The organism is Metabacillus sp. KH_069, assembly GCF_057838075.1.
On sequence record NZ_CM174460.1, the window covers coordinates 2823231 to 2839226 of the forward strand.

The 15996-nt window shown below is 40.7% G+C and carries 15 protein-coding genes and 2 riboswitches; of the genes, 2 read left to right on the forward strand and 13 right to left on the reverse strand.

The window, feature by feature from the left end; all coding sequences use genetic code 11:
* The gene (locus tag AC3ISE_RS14120) at positions 1-1476 is read right to left on the reverse strand and encodes a RecQ family ATP-dependent DNA helicase (protein ID WP_489221478.1); all 1476 of its coding nucleotides are present in this window, start codon (positions 1474-1476) and stop codon (positions 1-3) included.
* 9 nt (positions 1477-1485) lie between these two features.
* Positions 1486-2535 carry a YpbB family protein gene (locus tag AC3ISE_RS14125; protein ID WP_489221479.1) on the reverse strand — a complete coding sequence of 350 codons (1050 nt, stop codon included), beginning with the start codon at positions 2533-2535 and terminating at the stop codon, positions 1486-1488.
* Between the two features lie 281 nt (positions 2536-2816).
* Here AC3ISE_RS14125 and AC3ISE_RS14130 point away from each other — a divergent pair, with 281 nt between their 5' ends.
* Entirely contained in the window at positions 2817-3065 is a 249-nt protein-coding gene (locus AC3ISE_RS14130) for a ferredoxin (RefSeq protein ID WP_029280187.1), read from the forward strand.
* A 32-nt stretch (positions 3066-3097) separates the two neighbouring features.
* On the opposite strand, the gene AC3ISE_RS14135 is transcribed toward AC3ISE_RS14130, so the two are convergent.
* Entirely contained in the window at positions 3098-3679 is a 582-nt protein-coding gene (locus AC3ISE_RS14135; RefSeq protein WP_489221480.1) for an ECF transporter S component, read from the reverse strand.
* A gap of 149 nt (positions 3680-3828) precedes the next feature.
* A riboswitch (FMN riboswitch) is annotated at positions 3829-3966 on the reverse strand.
* A gap of 189 nt (positions 3967-4155) precedes the next feature.
* Here AC3ISE_RS14135 and serA point away from each other — a divergent pair.
* On the forward strand, positions 4156-5730 hold the full coding sequence (serA, locus tag AC3ISE_RS14140) for a phosphoglycerate dehydrogenase (RefSeq protein ID WP_489221481.1): 1575 nt from the start codon (positions 4156-4158) through the stop codon (positions 5728-5730).
* Positions 5731-6066: 336 nt separating this feature from the next.
* Here the strand turns inward: serA and AC3ISE_RS14145 are convergent, their stop codons facing one another.
* The 10 genes from AC3ISE_RS14145 to AC3ISE_RS14190 all read right to left on the reverse strand — a co-directional run bounded on the left by AC3ISE_RS14145 (position 6067) and on the right by AC3ISE_RS14190 (position 15958).
* Positions 6067-7320, reverse strand: a complete 1254-nt coding sequence (locus AC3ISE_RS14145) for an ATP-binding protein (RefSeq protein WP_489221482.1) — start codon at positions 7318-7320, stop codon at positions 6067-6069.
* Between the two features lie 165 nt (positions 7321-7485).
* Positions 7486-8298 carry a histidinol-phosphatase gene (locus AC3ISE_RS14150; protein ID WP_489221483.1) on the reverse strand — a complete coding sequence of 271 codons (813 nt, stop codon included), beginning with the start codon at positions 8296-8298 and terminating at the stop codon, positions 7486-7488.
* Between the two features lie 66 nt (positions 8299-8364).
* Positions 8365-9228 (reverse strand): M23 family metallopeptidase, encoded by an 864-nt coding sequence (locus AC3ISE_RS14155; RefSeq protein ID WP_489221484.1) that lies wholly within the window; start codon positions 9226-9228, stop codon positions 8365-8367.
* A gap of 311 nt (positions 9229-9539) precedes the next feature.
* On the reverse strand, positions 9540-10688 hold the full coding sequence (locus tag AC3ISE_RS14160) for a GerMN domain-containing protein (protein WP_489221485.1): 1149 nt from the start codon (positions 10686-10688) through the stop codon (positions 9540-9542).
* On the reverse strand, positions 10685-11221 hold the full coding sequence (gene sigX / locus AC3ISE_RS14165) for an RNA polymerase sigma factor SigX (RefSeq protein ID WP_489221486.1): 537 nt from the start codon (positions 11219-11221) through the stop codon (positions 10685-10687). Before sigX ends, AC3ISE_RS14160 begins: the two co-directional genes overlap by 4 nt.
* 118 nt (positions 11222-11339) lie before the next feature.
* A complete protein-coding gene (locus AC3ISE_RS14170) occupies positions 11340-11918 on the reverse strand; it encodes a cob(I)yrinic acid a,c-diamide adenosyltransferase (RefSeq protein WP_489221487.1) in 579 nt (192 codons plus the stop codon).
* A gap of 72 nt (positions 11919-11990) precedes the next feature.
* Positions 11991-12506, reverse strand: a complete 516-nt coding sequence (locus AC3ISE_RS14175; RefSeq protein ID WP_489221488.1) for an ECF transporter S component — start codon at positions 12504-12506, stop codon at positions 11991-11993.
* Between the two features lie 14 nt (positions 12507-12520).
* Positions 12521-12931, reverse strand: a complete 411-nt coding sequence (locus AC3ISE_RS14180) for a DUF4430 domain-containing protein (RefSeq protein ID WP_489221489.1) — start codon at positions 12929-12931, stop codon at positions 12521-12523.
* Positions 12932-13141: 210 nt separating this feature from the next.
* Positions 13142-13343, reverse strand: a riboswitch (cobalamin riboswitch).
* Positions 13344-13433: 90 nt separating this feature from the next.
* Positions 13434-15239: an ATP-binding protein gene (locus AC3ISE_RS14185; RefSeq protein ID WP_489221490.1), complete on the reverse strand. Its 1806-nt coding sequence runs from the start codon at positions 15237-15239 to the stop codon at positions 13434-13436.
* Entirely contained in the window at positions 15236-15958 is a 723-nt protein-coding gene (locus AC3ISE_RS14190) for a response regulator transcription factor (protein WP_489221491.1), read from the reverse strand. The genes AC3ISE_RS14185 and AC3ISE_RS14190 overlap by 4 nt, the downstream gene beginning before the upstream one ends.
* Positions 15959-15996 lie beyond the last annotated feature (38 nt).

Genomic DNA, 15996 nt, shown 5'->3' on the forward strand with positions numbered 1-15996 from the left:
TCACTCGTTCTGGCCAAAAATAGCCTTTAATTCTGCCTTCCACTCAAGGAGATGCCGATGCGTATGCTCCTCTTTCTTTTCTTCATAAAGTAAAAGATCAAGTCCGCACCTGTCACAGCATATCTCCTGTGACTTAAAATTCTTTTCTTCAAAATAATTGAGAATACCCTGTCGCCTGCACTCTTTTGACAGCAGCCATTTCATAACTGAGTCTAATTTTCTTTTTTTGAAAGAACGTCTGTCTTCAATTTTCCCCCAAATGAATTGAATCGCCTGTTGTTCATTCCCCGGCAGAGGATATGGGAGCTTTTCTAAATGATGAAGAATAAATCTTCCCTGTATTTCATTTACACCAGCCGTTTCAAATGACCCTTCAGCATCTCTGTCTGCAGAGATTTGATAAATGGTCTGATGGAGCTGTTCATACGTTGAAAACTCAGATTCCATCAGGACTAAAGGTATTTCCATATCTCCGCTACCAATAAGAGATATTGCCACACTTGGCAGTCCATCTCTTCCGGCTCTCCCTATTTCCTGAACGTAGGATTCCATTTGAGAGGGAAAATGAAAATGAATGACATATCTGACATTCCCTTTATTAACACCCATTCCAAATGCATTTGTGCAGCAGACTACATCTAATTGATCATAAATAAACTGCTGCTGAATCAGTGTCCTCTGCTCTTGCTCCATCCCGGCATGATAACAGGCAGACTCGTGAATGCCCTCCATTTTTAGAAATTGCGCAAGGTTTTCCGTCCATTTTCTGCTTGAGCAGTATATAATTCCAGGGCCTTTCAGTGTTTTTACTAGTTCAGATACTCTTTTCATCTTATCTTCAAGTGAATGGCATTCCTCAATTTTAATGGCAATATTGCTGCGGTTAACTGATTGAATATGCATTTTCACGTTCGTCATCCGAAGAGACTTTTCAATATCCTTAAGTACTTCCGGTGTCGCCGTCGCGGTCAGTGCCATGCAAGGGGCACCGCCAAGTTTCTCTCTTAATTCCCCAAGCTTTGAGTAGTCAGGTCTGAAATCATGACCCCATTGAGAAATACAGTGAGCTTCATCAACTACGAATAATGAGAGTTTTATCTCCCGAAGTGCAGAAGCAACTGCTTCAGACTGCAGAATTTCCGGCGATGCAAAGATATATTTGTATTGATTCAGTCTGCCTAATGCTTTTTGTCTTTCCATATAAGGAAGAGCGCCATTTAAGCCGATTACTCTCTTCTCTCCCCGGAGGCGAATTTGCTGAATTTGATCTTCCATTAGTGAAAGGAGCGGTGAAACGATTAGAACCGTCCCTTCCAGAATGTAAGCAGGCAGCTGATAGCATAGCGACTTCCCTCCTCCTGTAGGGAGAAGGGCGATCGCATCATGGCCGTCTATAATGTCTGTGATGATGTTTTCCTGTCCAGTTCGAAAGGAATCATGTCCGAAATGGCGCTTTAATGCTTCTTGAACGTTCATGACTTCCTCCTAAAGACGCGTAAAAGCGAGCCTGATCTGAAAATATGAAAAACGGCCATTCAGCGCTTCTTTTACAATTCTCAGCTGATGCGTGTTTAATTCCTCGATCTTCATAGCAATAACCTGAAGACAATCGTCCGCTAAAAACATGGAAAAATCAAAAGCAGAATCATTCAATGAAATCTCTACAACATGATCTTCAATCGTGCTTAATTTTAAATGCCTGATTTTTGCAATATCCTCTATTGACTTTCCCAATTGGATCAGTTGCAGCGTTTTTGAGGTTGATTCGGTAAGAGGGTGAACCTTTGAAAGGTCTTGTATCACTGAGTTCAAAAGCGGATAGTGATTTTTTTTCAGACTGCATTCTTCTAGTACACGGTGTATAAGGTTCCAAAACAGCAGTTTTATGTACTCTGCATCTTCTTTAAATTTTTCGCCAAGCTGTTCATATGTCAGGCCAATGCGCTGATTTGAAGTCAATTGATAAACCCAAATCGCTGCCTCCCGATCTGAAAACCGCTGCAGATGACTGAGCATTTCATAATAGAGTGCATCTGACAGCTCTATTTTATTTAGAGGTGACCTCTTTAAAAAATGCTTTACCCACCGCTGCACTTTTTCATCTTTTGTTACCGGCAAGTATTTTGTGCTGCCTGCTTTTGAATGAGAAAGAACTTGAGTCATCAGCATAAGTCTCTTCCAGAAAAGAAACCCGCTTGATGAAAAGATGGATCCATTCAAGTTTTTAGGAATTGGCTTATTTTTCAGTACTGTTTCAAGAAAAGTTTCAGCTTTTTTTGTTAAAATAAGAACATCATTTTCTGAATAAATTAAGTACCCATTTTCAATGAGATTTTGTACAGCTTCATCAAACTCTTTTCGCTTCAAAACCGGATACATGCCGAATAAGTTTGAAAGGTGAAAAAGCTTGCTGTCCTGAATCGTCTGTGAGGATTTTTTCCCTTTTAATAAATGAAAAACGGCTGATGAAGAGCGTTCCCCGCCAAATTTCTTAAGACAATCTAAATAGACAATATCTAAATAATTTTGAGTCATTCACATCACCTTACACTTTTTGACACGTTTCGATTCTTGCTTCTATTGTAACAGATTCCATCTGAAAATTGGCGTTTAAAGTTGCCTGTAAAGGGTATCTTAATTACTAGAAAGCCTTGTATGATAAGCATTCTCAATGTACTTTCCTATTGAAAAGTTTCGAAAACAGATTTACAATGTATAAATATAAAGAGGTACGCACCTGATTTTTCAGTTCTTCGCTGACAAATGAATGAATGTACCATATCATAGAGTGTGACCATTTCAGAGGAGGTTTTTTTATGGCAAAGTACACAATCGTTGACAAAGACACTTGCATTGCTTGCGGTGCATGTGGAGCTGCTGCACCAGACATTTATGATTATGATGATGAGGGTATTGCATTTGTAACCCTTGATGATAACCAGGGAATTGTCGAAGTACCTGAAATTTTAGAGGAAGACATGATGGACGCTTATGAAGGCTGTCCGACTGATTCCATTAAAATTGCTGACGAGTCATTTGACGGCGACGCTTTAAAATTCGAATAGAAAAAATCCTCTGCAATTGCAGAGGATTTTTTTTATGCAGCACGTTTATAGTCAGTTTGTGCATGAACCCATGTTTTAAGCTTCGCGAAGATTGCCATAAACACAAATCCCATGACAATTCCTTTAATTAAGTTAAACGGCAGAATTCCCGTAGCGATAAGTGCGCGCAATTCCGGCGCTGCCATAGCCGGAGCATTAAGGAACCATGTGTATGCCGGTATGAACAGGTAATAGTTTAAGACACTCATGACTAAAGCCATCACGATTGTGCCGATTGAAAGTCCAATTGCAAGGCCTCTCATTGAATTCATTTTACGGTACATATAGGAAGCAGGCAGAATATATAAGACACCTGCGGTAAAATTAGCCAGCTGGCCTACAGGAACGCCTGTTGCATTTCCCATGATAATGTAATGAAGAATATTTTTGATTGCTTCGACCATAATACCCGCTCCAGGCCCAAACAGAATAGCTGCGATAATGGCCGGAACATCTCCGAAATCAAGCTCTAAAAAGCTTGAAAACCCAATCGGAAAATTAAAAATCATTAATACAAACCCTACACTTGCAAGCATTGCGATTGATACTTGCTTTTTCACCTTACTCTGCTGCATCTTTCTCTCTCCTTATTCGATCCATCCGGAAAGAAAGGAAACGTCCTGTTTATCCAAGCAAAAATAAAACCCTTTGCGCATCATACACAAAGGGAGAAATTAAGCAAGGTTAAATAAACGATTAAAATTTGCATTTTAAACGCCAGAACCTCCATCTTCTCCCATCCAGACTATACTGTCGGCTCTGGAATCACACCAGATCCTGCCAAACTGCAAACGGCTCGCGGGCTAGAAACATTTGTTTCATTACCGCCGGTCGGGAATTGCACCCTGCCCCGAAGATAGATCATATTATTTTGTTTTCGAGATAAGTATACTGCATCCTTTTCAATTTGTGAATATAAATGCTTAAAATCGGATCAGCATTCTTTTTCCAATTAAAGTCTTTACCCTTTTAACGCTTTACTGTTATTGACATAATAATCTTAATATGATAAATTATCTGATATTTAATAGAAGTGCTTAGGGGGATAATCATGTATCGAATACTAGTGTCAGATTCAATGAGCGCAGACGGGCTTCAGCCTTTGCTTGCAGCAGAAAATGTAGAGGTTGTTCAGAAAAAATCGTCAGAGGCAGCAGACGAGCTTCATACGTTTCACGCTTTGCTTGTCAGAAGTGCCACTAAAGTAACGGATGAATTAATCGCCAAAATGCCGTCCCTTAAAATAATCGCAAGAGCTGGTGTTGGAATCGATAACATTGATCTTGATGCAGCGACTAAACATGGTGTTGTCGTCATTAATGCACCTGATGGAAATACGATTTCTACTGCTGAGCATACATTTGCGATGATGACTTCCCTTCTCCGCCATATTCCGCAGGCAAATGTATCCGTTAAATCTAATGAATGGAATCGTACAGCCTTTGTCGGAACCGAGCTTTACGGCAAGACATTGGGAATTGTCGGACTCGGCAGAATCGGAACAGAAATCGCAAAACGCGCTCAGGCTTTTGGAGTTAATGTGCTTGTTTTCGATCCATTTTTGACCCGTGACCGTGCTGCAAAAATATCAGTAAAAAGCGCGAGTCTTGATGAACTTCTAGAGCAGGCAGATATCATTACTGTACATACTCCACTTACAAAGGAAACAAGAGGACTTATTGGAGCAAAATCCTTGCCTAAGACTAAAAAAGGCGTTTATTTGCTCAACTGTGCACGAGGGGGAATTATCGATGAAGAAGCCCTTATCCCTTTTTTAGAAAACGGGCACATTGCAGGAGTTGCGCTGGATGTATTTGAAACAGAACCTCCAGTTGATCATCCGCTTTTGCGCTATGACAATGTGATTGCAACTCCTCATTTAGGAGCTTCTACGAAGGAAGCGCAGTTAAACGTTGCAGCCCAAGTCGCACAGGATGTTCTTCATTTTCTGGACGGCAAAATGGTGACGACGTCTGTTAACCTGCCGACATTAACAAAAGAAATATTCGAAAAAATTCAGCCATTTTACAAGCTTGCCAAGAAAATGGGGAATGTCGTTTCTCAGTGCATGAAGGAGCCAGTAAATGACATTTCCATAAAATATGAAGGATCAGTAGCTGAGCTTGAAACTTCATTTATTACAAAAAGCTTGATTGCAGGCTTCTTAACTCCCCGTGTTGCTTCTAATGTAAATGAAGTAAACGCAGGCATGATTGCAAAAGAACGCGGAATCAGCTTCAGCGAAAAAATCACTTCAAATCAGTCAGGATATGAAAATTGCATCACTGTTACCATTCATGGTGACCAAACAACCTTTGAAATAAAAGGCACACACATTCCTCACTACGGGGAACGAATTGTCGGCATTAATTCCTTTAATATCGACTTTTACCCATCAGGACATCTCATTTATATTCAGCATACTGATAAACCGGGGGTCATTGGGCGCGTAGGCCGGATTTTAGGTGATCATGAAGTAAACATTGCAACGATGCAAGTAGGCCGTAAAAATGCCGGCGGAGAAGCCATCATGATGCTCTCATTCGACCGTTCCTTAGACGATGCACTTCTTACAACCCTATCTGAAATTGACGACATCGTGTCTATTAGAGCCATTGAACTATGAAATGCTGAACCGCCCGTTTAGCTCCGACAGACAGATAAGGATCCGGCAGTAAAGGCGCTTTTTGCCTTTATTGACGGATCCGTTCTGGCCGAGGAGTTGGGCGGTGAAGCTGGACACCATGAAATGCGGAACCGCCCGTTTAGCTCCGACACACAGATAAGGATCCGGCAAAAAAGGCGCTTTTTGCCTTTATTGACGGATCCGTTCTGGCCGAGGAGTTGGGCGGTGGAGCTGGACACTGCGAAATGCGGAACCGGCTGCTTAGCTTGTTTAACTCAAATAAGTAAAACATAACAGATAAAAAAACAGAGATCAGGCACCCTGCTCTCTGTTTTTTTACGCTCTATTCATCGGAATTTCAATCTCAACGGCCGTCCCTTCTCCAACTTTGCTGCTGAAAGATATTTTTCCATTATGTGATTCAATAATTCTGTAGCTTACAGTAAGGCCGAGTCCTGTTCCTTTTTCTTTTACGGAATAGAATGGTTCACCGAGTCTTTTAAGTCTCTCTTCTTCCATTCCGTCACCATCATCAGCAATCATGACGAAGGCATGTTCCTGATTGTGGCTGATTTTAATCTCAATGGTTTTAGAGCCGGCTTCAATCGAGTTTTTAATGACATTAATAAAGACTTGTTTAAGCTGATTAGGCTCGCAATCGATATCCGGCATGCCAGCTGCGTGCTCAAATTCAATATGAACGCCGTACATATTAGCCTGCGACTCCAAAAGTGAGATAACGTTGCACATCAACTGGTTCAAATTTGTTTTTTTAAAATGAATATTCTGCGGTTTGGCCAGAACAAGAAGTTCACCGACGATCTCGTTAATCCGGTCCAGCTCGCTTTCCATAATTTCGTAATACATTTTGTTCACACTGTCGTTTTTATTCATCAGCTGAACAAAACCCTTTAGAGAGGTCAGGGGGTTTCTTATTTCATGGGCTACACTTGCAGCAAGCCCTCCCACAACACTTAATTTTTCAGCCTTCTGCAGACGGTCCTCGGCTTCTTTCATTTGTGTAATATCCCGTCCGATTACAACAAGAGCCTTTCTTGACCCGTCATCGTTAAATAGCGGAACTTTGATCGTATCAAACGTTTTGAAGCTTCCGTCAGGCAGTGGGATAATTTCTTCACAGCGGCTTACAGTTCCGCCCTGCCATGTGATTTCATCAGATCTTTCGCAAAATAAAAGCGCCTCTTTATAGAAATCCGTGTATTCAGCAAGCTCCCGGTCACTTTTCCCTTTATATTCAACACCCTGCAGCTGAAATAGATTCAAACCAAACGTATTGACTTCTATCCATCTGCCCTGGCCATCTTTAAAGTTCACAAAATCGACCATGGAATTAATCAGAGACAAAAGCTTTTCTTTCTCCCGCTCCAACTCCTTAAACTGTTCGTTTTCATTGATTAAGTAGTAGATGAAGATGCTTGTGGCGATGATAAAAACAATGGCTTTAAATTTTGAAATAAGAATAAACGTATAAATATCGTAGTCTAAAATCGCAATTAAATGATCTGTTCCAAAAATCCAGATCATACTGATAAAAAAATATATGTAAAGAACTTTTTTCTTTTTTGACATGAAATTCTCCCGCTAAATGATGTGTTGACTTTCATTTTACTACTATTAGCGTATAAATAGATAGGAGGCGATTGAATTTTTTCTCATTTATGAAATGAGAACTGCAGAAACCAAACTCTTTACAAAAAAAAGATCACTCTGTATAGAATGACCTTTTTTATACAACTATTTAAGCGGCACTTCTTTTCGCTCCCCTTTTTGGAACGTCATTAATGAAGTATATCCGACTTTTTTTGCAAGAGCCACGGCCTGATCATAGTCCGCCCCGACGTCTCCAGGTACATGTGCATCAGAAGAAAGGACAATCGGAATGTTTTTCTGAAAACATAGAGATAGAAGCCTTTCATCCGGATAAAGTTGCCCAACAGGCTTTCTCAAGCCGGCCGTGCTGATCTCAACACAGGTTTTCGATGCGGCAAGGGCATCTGTTGCTCTATCATATTGCTTCATCAGAAATTCATCATCATTTGGCACATACTTAAAAATCTTCACTAAATCAAGGTGTCCTACAATATCAAATAAATTTGACTGAGCGAGTGTTACAACCTGATCGAAATATTTTTCATATACTTCGTTTACATCACGCCTGTCCCATTCGTGAAGAAACTCTTTTAAATCAATGCCAAAGTCATCAACCCAGTGGATGGAACCGATAACATAATCAAAATCATATGTATCAATGAAAGTTTTCATCTCAGCATGCTTTCCTGGTGTATAGTCCATTTCAATAGACATTTTCACATCAATCCCATGATTCCATGCCTCTTTAAAAAGGGCAACATAGTCTTTCATATCATAGTATCGTCTTTCTTCAACCCACGGATTGCTTAATATATCTTTTGTCTGATAAAAGTGATAGGCATGTTCAGAGATTCCAAAGTGCTCTATGCCTTTTTTTGCAGCTTCATCTGTGAATTGCTTCAAATAATCAAGTGTCAGGCTGCCTCGTTCTAAATGATTGTGATAGTCTGTCCGCATCGTCTGCCCCCCGTAAGTTTTGTCCATTATAACTTTTTTTAGGCAGTGTGACAATGCATTTTCTGTTTATTCTGAAGAACTGGAATGATTAGAGATTTTCAAATTCTGATAGGGGAAAATCGCTTCCGTTTTTAAACGATTTTCTTTTTTCAGCTGATGAACAGTAACTTGAAACTCATCTGCAATCGAGAAAAGGGTATCTCCTTTTTTCACAGTATACATTTTACTATCCGGCTTATCTTTAACGATTATCTTTTGGCCTATTGCCAAAGTGTTTGATGACAGTCCGTTCCTCTCTTTTAATGCTTCAATGGAAAGACCGTATGTCTTTGAGAGCCCCCACAGCGTGTCCCCTTTTTTCACAGTAATAGAAGCTGGATTTTTCAGCGCAGCTGATACAGGCATCGCGAGGACCGGCACGGTTTCAATTTTGTTTGCAGCCACCATCAAAAATGGATTAACAGCATTTTTCTTATCGAAGGTCCACTTTCCTTTGTGTACTTCAAAATGAAGATGTGTTCCTCTGGATGCGCCTGTATTTCCAATAACGCCTATTTCTTCTCCATTCTCCACTTTCGAACCTTCTGTGACTGATCTTTTGCTTAAATGAGCATAGACCGTTTCATAGCCTTCGGGATGCTGAATAAATACCACATGTCCATATGTATCGGAATAATAGGATTTCGTCACTATACCTTCTTGCACGGACTGAATAATGGTTCCTTCTGGAGCTGCGATATCAATCCCTTTATGTTTTCCGCTTCTTGTTCCAAACGTATCAGTAATTGTCCCCTTTATGGGGCTGGACCAATTCAATTCTTCAGCGCCAGTTCTTCCTTCAGCCTTTGCCTGGGTGCCGCTTACGAATAACAGAACGATGCATATACCAACTAGTAACGCGATAGATAACCTTCTTAACAAATCTAACATAACTTCCCCCTAAACTTTGTTTGTCAAAAAATGACCAATACTAGTATTATGCAGTGATTTCCAATTCATACATAAGGATTTATAGGGGATTGAATTGCTTAAGCTGGCCATTCCTGTACATCCCTGGATTTTCGCAGGCAATGAAGGGTTCTATTTTTTTTTACATTTTCTTTTATTTGCTAAATATATTTGATTCTTTGCGGAAGGCACTTTTCGTCTCGCAAGTGGATTGCAGCGGAAGGCACTAAGATTCTTTCTTTCCTAACAAAAAAAACCGCAGCATTCACTCCTGCAGCGTTCAAAACACTTCACTATTCATTTAAATCGACAGGATTTGGGGAAAACGGCACAGGCACTGCCTCTGTCAAATCCATTTCTCCGACTCTGTCTACATTTAATCCTTCAAACTTTACATTCTCATACCCAAACTCTTTAGCTGTCATTAGGATTGCTTCAAGCATCAGAGTATCTGTTTCATTATCATCAATCGTTGATTCAGCAGTAAATTCAATGGTCACATCATCATTTGTTTCTTCAATGTCTTTGATGACAACTGTTTTTTCGATCACAGGCTTTAGCCCGAGTGTTCCATTTTCTTTCATTGCGGACAATGCCTCAGAAAGTTTATCGAATGGGAGCAGGGATGGTGCGAGAAGTTTAGGCGCTTCAATGCTCTCCTGGTAAAGGAAATATGCTTTTCTTTTAAGAGTGCTCAGTTTCATCCCTTCCTGGAAGCCATATGCACCCAATTCTATTCCCTTCTCTCCGTTTTTAAAGTACTCTGCCTCTTCAATGCCCTGCCAGCGGAAGGACTCTTCAATGCCTTCTGTAAAAAGTTTATTGTCCGTTTCTGATTCGGACTCAGCGAAAGGATTTTCATTAACATCTATTAAAAGCTTAGATGGAGACTCTTCTGCATAAGATAGCTTCACCCCTGATAAAGAAGAAGAAATTAGCCCTGCCTGTGCCGGATCAAAATCTGAAAGAACCGATTGAAACATGGCCAGATAATCTTCACTTTTTTCCATTTGAAAGCTGAGAGGGATCATGTTTTGCACCTGCTGATCAGGATAAGCAGCCGTGACAATGGAAAAACCGTCTTCAGAACGGGCAACAAATGTGCTTTTTTCAGAGCCGCCTGTCAGTTCAGCCTCTTTTTTTGATTCAGCATTCTCTGAGAATGGCTGGGCCCGGTCTAAACTTGCTTTATCCATGCTTGACTCAGATTTGCTGCTGCTTTGATTTATACCCAATTGATTAAAGAAAAAAGGCGATATTAATAATAGAATAAAAAGTGCGGCAATACTTGCGAAAGCAGGTGTTACCCAAGGCTTCCTGTGTTTATATTCTTTTTTCGGCAATCGGGCATAAATTTCAGCAGAAGTCCGTTTATCTTCAATCGCCGGCAGCTTTCTTAAGGCTTCGGCAATTTGATCTTCATTCCAATTTGATTTGTTCATCCTTTTAAAATCCCCTCCTCCCTCACATTATGGTCAGCCAAATGTTTTTTCAACGCTTTTAATGCCCTGTGCTGGGTGGTTTTCACTTTACCCTCAGTAAAGCCAAGTGCAGCAGCGGTCTCAGCAATGGACAGTCCTTGCAAATAACGCAAAATAATGACAGAGCGCTGATCAACTGTGCAGCTGTCGAGAGAACGGTAAATTCCCTGCAGTTCTTCTTTTTGAGCGGCAATTTCCTCAGGCATTGGCTGCACATCCTTTATTTGCTGCCGGTCCCAATCAAATGTTTCCAGAATTCTTTGCTTCAAGGTTTTTTGCTTTCTGAAAAAGTCGATGGCTACATGCCTTGCTATGGAGAAAATCCACGTTTTTTCACTGCTTCTTCCTTCAAAGCTGTCATAGGATTTTAAGATTCGTATATAAACTTCCTGAACGAGGTCTTCAGCCTGCTCACGATTTTTCACCATATAAAATAAGAATTGAAAAATATCTCCATGATACTTTTCATAGATCCTCTGAAAGGCCTCTTCCATGAATGAACCCCCGATCAAACCATTAGTCGATTTTCTAGTATAAAAAGTTACATATTACCCACTATATATCTGATCAAAATAAAAAGGAAGGTGCTCCCTTCCCTCATTTCCAACTATTTTATGACTGTTTCGGCTTCGTAAATACGATCGCGCTTCTTTCATATTCCACATCTTGAGAGCCGAGTCTCGCATTTGCGACTCTTGCTGCAGCGAAGAAGTAATCTGACAATCTATTCATATATTTTAATACATGTTCATTGATCTCTGTTTGCTTCTGCAGGGAAACAATGCAGCGTTCAGCTCTTCTTGCTACAGTTCTTGCAATATGTATGGCGGATGCTGCCTGAGTGCCTCCAGGAAGGATAAAGCGCTGCAGCGGCGGAGCTTCAGAAGAATACTGATCAATTCTTTCTTCTAAAAATGCAATCATTTCGGCTGTTGTTTTATACGGATGCTTCTGTTTGCCATGTATGACAGCAAGATCGCTTCCGCAGTCAAACAGCTCATGCTGAATTTTTTCAAATTCATGATACATGTCTGTAAGTTTAGCTTCATGGAGCCACGTCATGGCAAGTCCGACAAATGAATTGACTTCGTCAATCGTGCCATATGCCTCTACTCTTAAATCATCTTTATCGACTCGGCCGCCAATAATGCTTGTTTTCCCTTTGTCGCCTGTTCTTGTATATAAATTCATTTTTCAGCAGCTCCTTTAGGGTTTAAAAGTAAAAAGAGCGAAACTAATCGCTCTTTTATTTTACCATTTTTCTTATTGCATTGTTACGCCATAATCCTTCTTATTCAAGTAATACTCAAACGTTTTTCTCATGATAGGGTATAGCAAAAGAAAGAAAATGCCATTTCCGATTGCATGTGCTGTATCAAAAGGCAGACCAGCAAGATAATAGGCGAATCCATGGTCAGTCAAGACAAACATATTCAGTGAAACAACAAACCCGAATAGGTATCCTGCTAATACAGAAATGGGTGTAAAGATGATAAGACGATTTGATTTCACATATTTGCCTAAAAGACCTGATATCAATGCGAGAATGCCCCATGCGAGCATTTGCCAGATTGTCCATGTTCCCATCCCGAGCAGCAAATTGCTCAGGAAGCACCCTAAAACGGCTACAATCATGCCATTTACAGGGCCAATTAATATTGAAGTGATGAGAATAATGGCAGTCATTGGCTGAATATTCGGCACAAATTGAAATGCCATTCTTCCAACAACTGATAGTGCGATCAGCAGCGAAAGCAGACTGATTCTTCTAGTCGACATAGCGCTCTCCAGGATTACTCATATTTTCTTAAATCGAACTCAACTTTATCTCCATCTTTCAGCTCGATTTCATTAGCACCCGTCATTGCGTCTTCTCCATTAACAATTAAATGCCAGTAAGTTTTATCCGCATCGCTTGCCATGATTCCATCAATTCCGCTGATAAAGCCGCCAGATTCTTCTACTTTGAAATTCGCTTTCATTGCATCCATCAGTGTCTGACCTTCTTCAAAAGCCAATTCTTTAGAGTCTACTTTTTCTGCCATTTCATTTTTAGTAAGTGTGACAGCAGCTTTCATTTCTTCTGCTTCATCAGCAGCCTGTTCAGATTTTGGAGCTTCTTTCTTCGGTTCCTCCGCTGTATTTCCGCAAGCTGCAAGCAGCGCTAAAAGGAAAACGGACAGTAAACTTATTAATTTTTTCACAACTAATCTCTCCTTCTTCTGTATGTATCTATTTAGTGGATCATGAAACACTTCACGGAAGTCAGGCTCTGGAGCTTGATCTTTTTATCCTGAGAAATACGAAAAAGCCCATCTCCTAAGATGGGCTTAAAAACGGCATAAATAGATTGGGATTGTATGCAAAGAAACATAAATCCTGCCGTTTCTATGCTCAAGCCCCGAAGAATACAAACAATGTAAGAGATATCGGCAGGTCTACTGACTTTTGCGTCATCCTCCACTCGAACCTTCCCATATAATAAACAGCAATAGAGCCATCTGATTATACAGTGGTTTAGACAAAGTTTCGTCGGCAAATACAGTTGCGGGGACAGTTCAGGCATTTCACCTGATTCCCTATTAAGCGTAAAGCACCTATATCTCAAAGTATACGATTTTATTAATTCAGTCTTATTTTACATAAAACGACTGAGGTCTTCAACAGAAATTTCATTCGGTGTTTCTTATGAAACAAGAATTTTCGTCATGTTCTATCAGAAACATCGCTTTTTCGAGGCAAATAGAAGCTGAACGCTGTCCCTTCATTCACCTTGCTGTGAACATTAATTGTGCCTGCATGGGCATCAACGATGTTTTTTGCAATCGCAAGGCCAAGTCCAGTGCCCGAACGACCTCTTGTTCTTGCTTTATCCGCTTTATAAAAACGTTCAAAGACAAAAGGCAAATCCTCTTCTACAATACCCGTTCCTGTATCTTTTACGTCAATTTTCATGCCGCCTGCAACGGTTTGAACATGAATTTCAACAGATCCCCCTTCTTGGGTATGTCTGATCGCATTATCAACAAGGTTCGTCAAAACCTGTTCAATCTTATCCGGATCAAGGACAAACTCAGGATCATCCAGTGAAAAAGAGGAGGTTAACGTAATTTTTTTGTCTCTTGCAAGTCCCTGGAATTTCCGGCTGATTTTCTCAATAAACTCATGAACCAAGATTCGCTCTAAATTAAGAGAGATGTGTCCTGCTTCCATTCTTGCAAGATCAAGCAAATCGTTAACAAGTCTTCCCATGCGCAGTGATTCATCATAGATGACCTGAGCAATCTCTTTTTTCTCTTCCTCAGAGCTTGCAATGTCATCGACAATCGCTTCACTGTATCCCTGCAGCATGGCAATCGGCGTTCTCAGCTCATGACTGACATTGGCAATAAAATCTTTACGGAGCTTATCGAGTCTTCTTTCTTCTGTCATATCCCTAAGAACAGCAACTGCGCCCCTTACATAAGACTGGTTATATAGAGGGCTCATGACCATCACCCAGCTCCTGCCCTGCAGATTGACCTCTACTATATGTTCTCTCTCTGTATTGACGACTCTTTGAAATAGTTCTTTCGCTTCTGGAGGGATTTCCTCCCCCTCATTGATTTGCATCTTTTGTTCGTAGTACCAGGACTGAAGAAAACGTTCAGCAGGCGGATTCGTAACCAGAATCGTCCCATCAATATTTAGTGTGATGACACCGTCTGCCATACTGCTTAATATGCTTGTTAAATGTTCTTTTTCCTGGTTAAGTGCATTAATGTTGAATTTCAGCTGCCTGCCCATCTGATTAAACGCGATGGCAAGCTCGCCAATTTCATCGTGACTTAAAATCGGCACCTTCGTATCGAACTTACCGCGTGTAAGCTCTTGCGTGGCTTCCCTCATTCTTCTGAGCGGATAAGTAATTCTAGTTGATAAAAAGAAAGCGAATATCGTCGTTAATACAATGGCAATACCTGCAGCAAGCAGAATATATTTTGTCGTATGCTTTGTTGTTTCGTGAACAGCCAGCAGTGACTGCGACATAAACACTGCCCCATTATCGCCATTTTTCAGCTCATAGGGTACGCCAACGACAAGCACTTCATCATTGTTGTCCGAGCTGATCTGCTGCTCTTTAGAGAGTTCTGTGAGCTTGCTGACATTTTTTTGATCTGTAAAAACTTTAGAAAGCTCGCTGTCTTTCTGAATATCCTGCATCTCAAAAACCGGGGTGCTCTCGAATTTCTTGGGCGAAAACCAGTATTTGTCCTGATCTTCAACGATGATGATGCTTGTAAGTTCATCCGCCAGTTCCCATGAAATTGACCTGGCCAGTTCCTGATCTTCATGATTTTCCAGAATAACCGAGATTTTGTTGGCTAATTGCGTAAGCTCCCGTTCGGCCTCATCCACATGATAATTTTCAATAAATTCAAGAAGAAGCACAGTCAGAATTAATAAAACAAATGATACGAGCAATAAAATGGTAAACCACAGTTTACCGACTACGCTTTTCCAAAACATCATTCACTGCCTACCTCAAATTTGTATCCAACTCCCCATACCGTGACAATCATAGTAGCTGCATCAGGTGAAACCTTGCTCAGTTTTTCTCTCAGCCGTTTGACATGCGTATCAACCGTTCTCAGGTCCCCGAAGAACTCGTATTGCCATACTTCTTTTAACAGTTTTTCACGGTCGTATACTTTATCAGGCGTTTTTGCGAGAAAATAGAGCAGCTCATATTCTTTTGGAGTTAAACTGACTTCTTTGCCGTCTGCAAGCACGCGGTGTGCATCGTGATCGATGGAAAGATGCGGGAAGACAATCACATTCTTAGCTTTCGTTTCTGTTTTCAGGAATGATGTTGTCGATGAGCGCCTCAGCAGTGCTTTCACTCTTAAAACAACTTCTCTCGGACTGAAAGGCTTGACGATGTAGTCGTCTGTTCCAACTTCAAATCCCTGAACTCTGTTCACTTCTTCCCCTTTTGCTGTAAGCATAATGATCGGAGTCGCTTTTTTCAGGCGAAGCTGTCTGCATACTTCAATCCCATCAAGGCCCGGCATCATTAAGTCAAGCAGGATTAAATCGTATTCTGCAGATAGTGCCATTTCAAGAGCAGCGCTGCCGTTGTCTGCTTCTTCAATCTGATAGTTTTCTCTCTCTAAGTACATCTTCAAAAGTCTTCTGATTCTGTCTTCATCATCTACGACCAGAATTTTATAGTTCATGTTGTTTTCCATCTTGCTTCTCCTCCTTAAAAAACTCCTATAGCATTATC

What these genes read in the sequence shown, in the direction of transcription:
- AC3ISE_RS14175 (WP_489221488.1), bottom strand. Translation starts at nt 12,506, where the DNA reads ATGTCGACTAGAAGAATCAGTCTGCTTTCGCTGCTGATCGCACTATCA.
- AC3ISE_RS14150 (WP_489221483.1), bottom strand. Translation starts at nt 8,298, where the DNA reads ATGCGGACAGACTATCACAATCATTTAGAACGAGGCAGCCTGACACTT.
- serA (WP_489221481.1), top strand. Translation starts at nt 4,156, where the DNA reads ATGTATCGAATACTAGTGTCAGATTCAATGAGCGCAGACGGGCTTCAG.
- AC3ISE_RS14130 (WP_029280187.1), top strand. Translation starts at nt 2,817, where the DNA reads ATGGCAAAGTACACAATCGTTGACAAAGACACTTGCATTGCTTGCGGT.
- AC3ISE_RS14135 (WP_489221480.1), bottom strand. Translation starts at nt 3,679, where the DNA reads ATGCAGCAGAGTAAGGTGAAAAAGCAAGTATCAATCGCAATGCTTGCA.
- AC3ISE_RS14160 (WP_489221485.1), bottom strand. Translation starts at nt 10,688, where the DNA reads ATGAACAAATCAAATTGGAATGAAGATCAAATTGCCGAAGCCTTAAGA.
- AC3ISE_RS14190 (WP_489221491.1), bottom strand. Translation starts at nt 15,958, where the DNA reads ATGGAAAACAACATGAACTATAAAATTCTGGTCGTAGATGATGAAGAC.
- AC3ISE_RS14125 (WP_489221479.1), bottom strand. Translation starts at nt 2,535, where the DNA reads ATGACTCAAAATTATTTAGATATTGTCTATTTAGATTGTCTTAAGAAA.
- sigX (WP_489221486.1), bottom strand. Translation starts at nt 11,221, where the DNA reads ATGGAAGAGGCCTTTCAGAGGATCTATGAAAAGTATCATGGAGATATT.
- AC3ISE_RS14145 (WP_489221482.1), bottom strand. Translation starts at nt 7,320, where the DNA reads ATGTCAAAAAAGAAAAAAGTTCTTTACATATATTTTTTTATCAGTATG.
- AC3ISE_RS14170 (WP_489221487.1), bottom strand. Translation starts at nt 11,918, where the DNA reads ATGAATTTATATACAAGAACAGGCGACAAAGGGAAAACAAGCATTATT.
- AC3ISE_RS14185 (WP_489221490.1), bottom strand. Translation starts at nt 15,239, where the DNA reads ATGATGTTTTGGAAAAGCGTAGTCGGTAAACTGTGGTTTACCATTTTA.
- AC3ISE_RS14120 (WP_489221478.1), bottom strand. Translation starts at nt 1,476, where the DNA reads ATGAACGTTCAAGAAGCATTAAAGCGCCATTTCGGACATGATTCCTTT.
- AC3ISE_RS14155 (WP_489221484.1), bottom strand. Translation starts at nt 9,228, where the DNA reads ATGTTAGATTTGTTAAGAAGGTTATCTATCGCGTTACTAGTTGGTATA.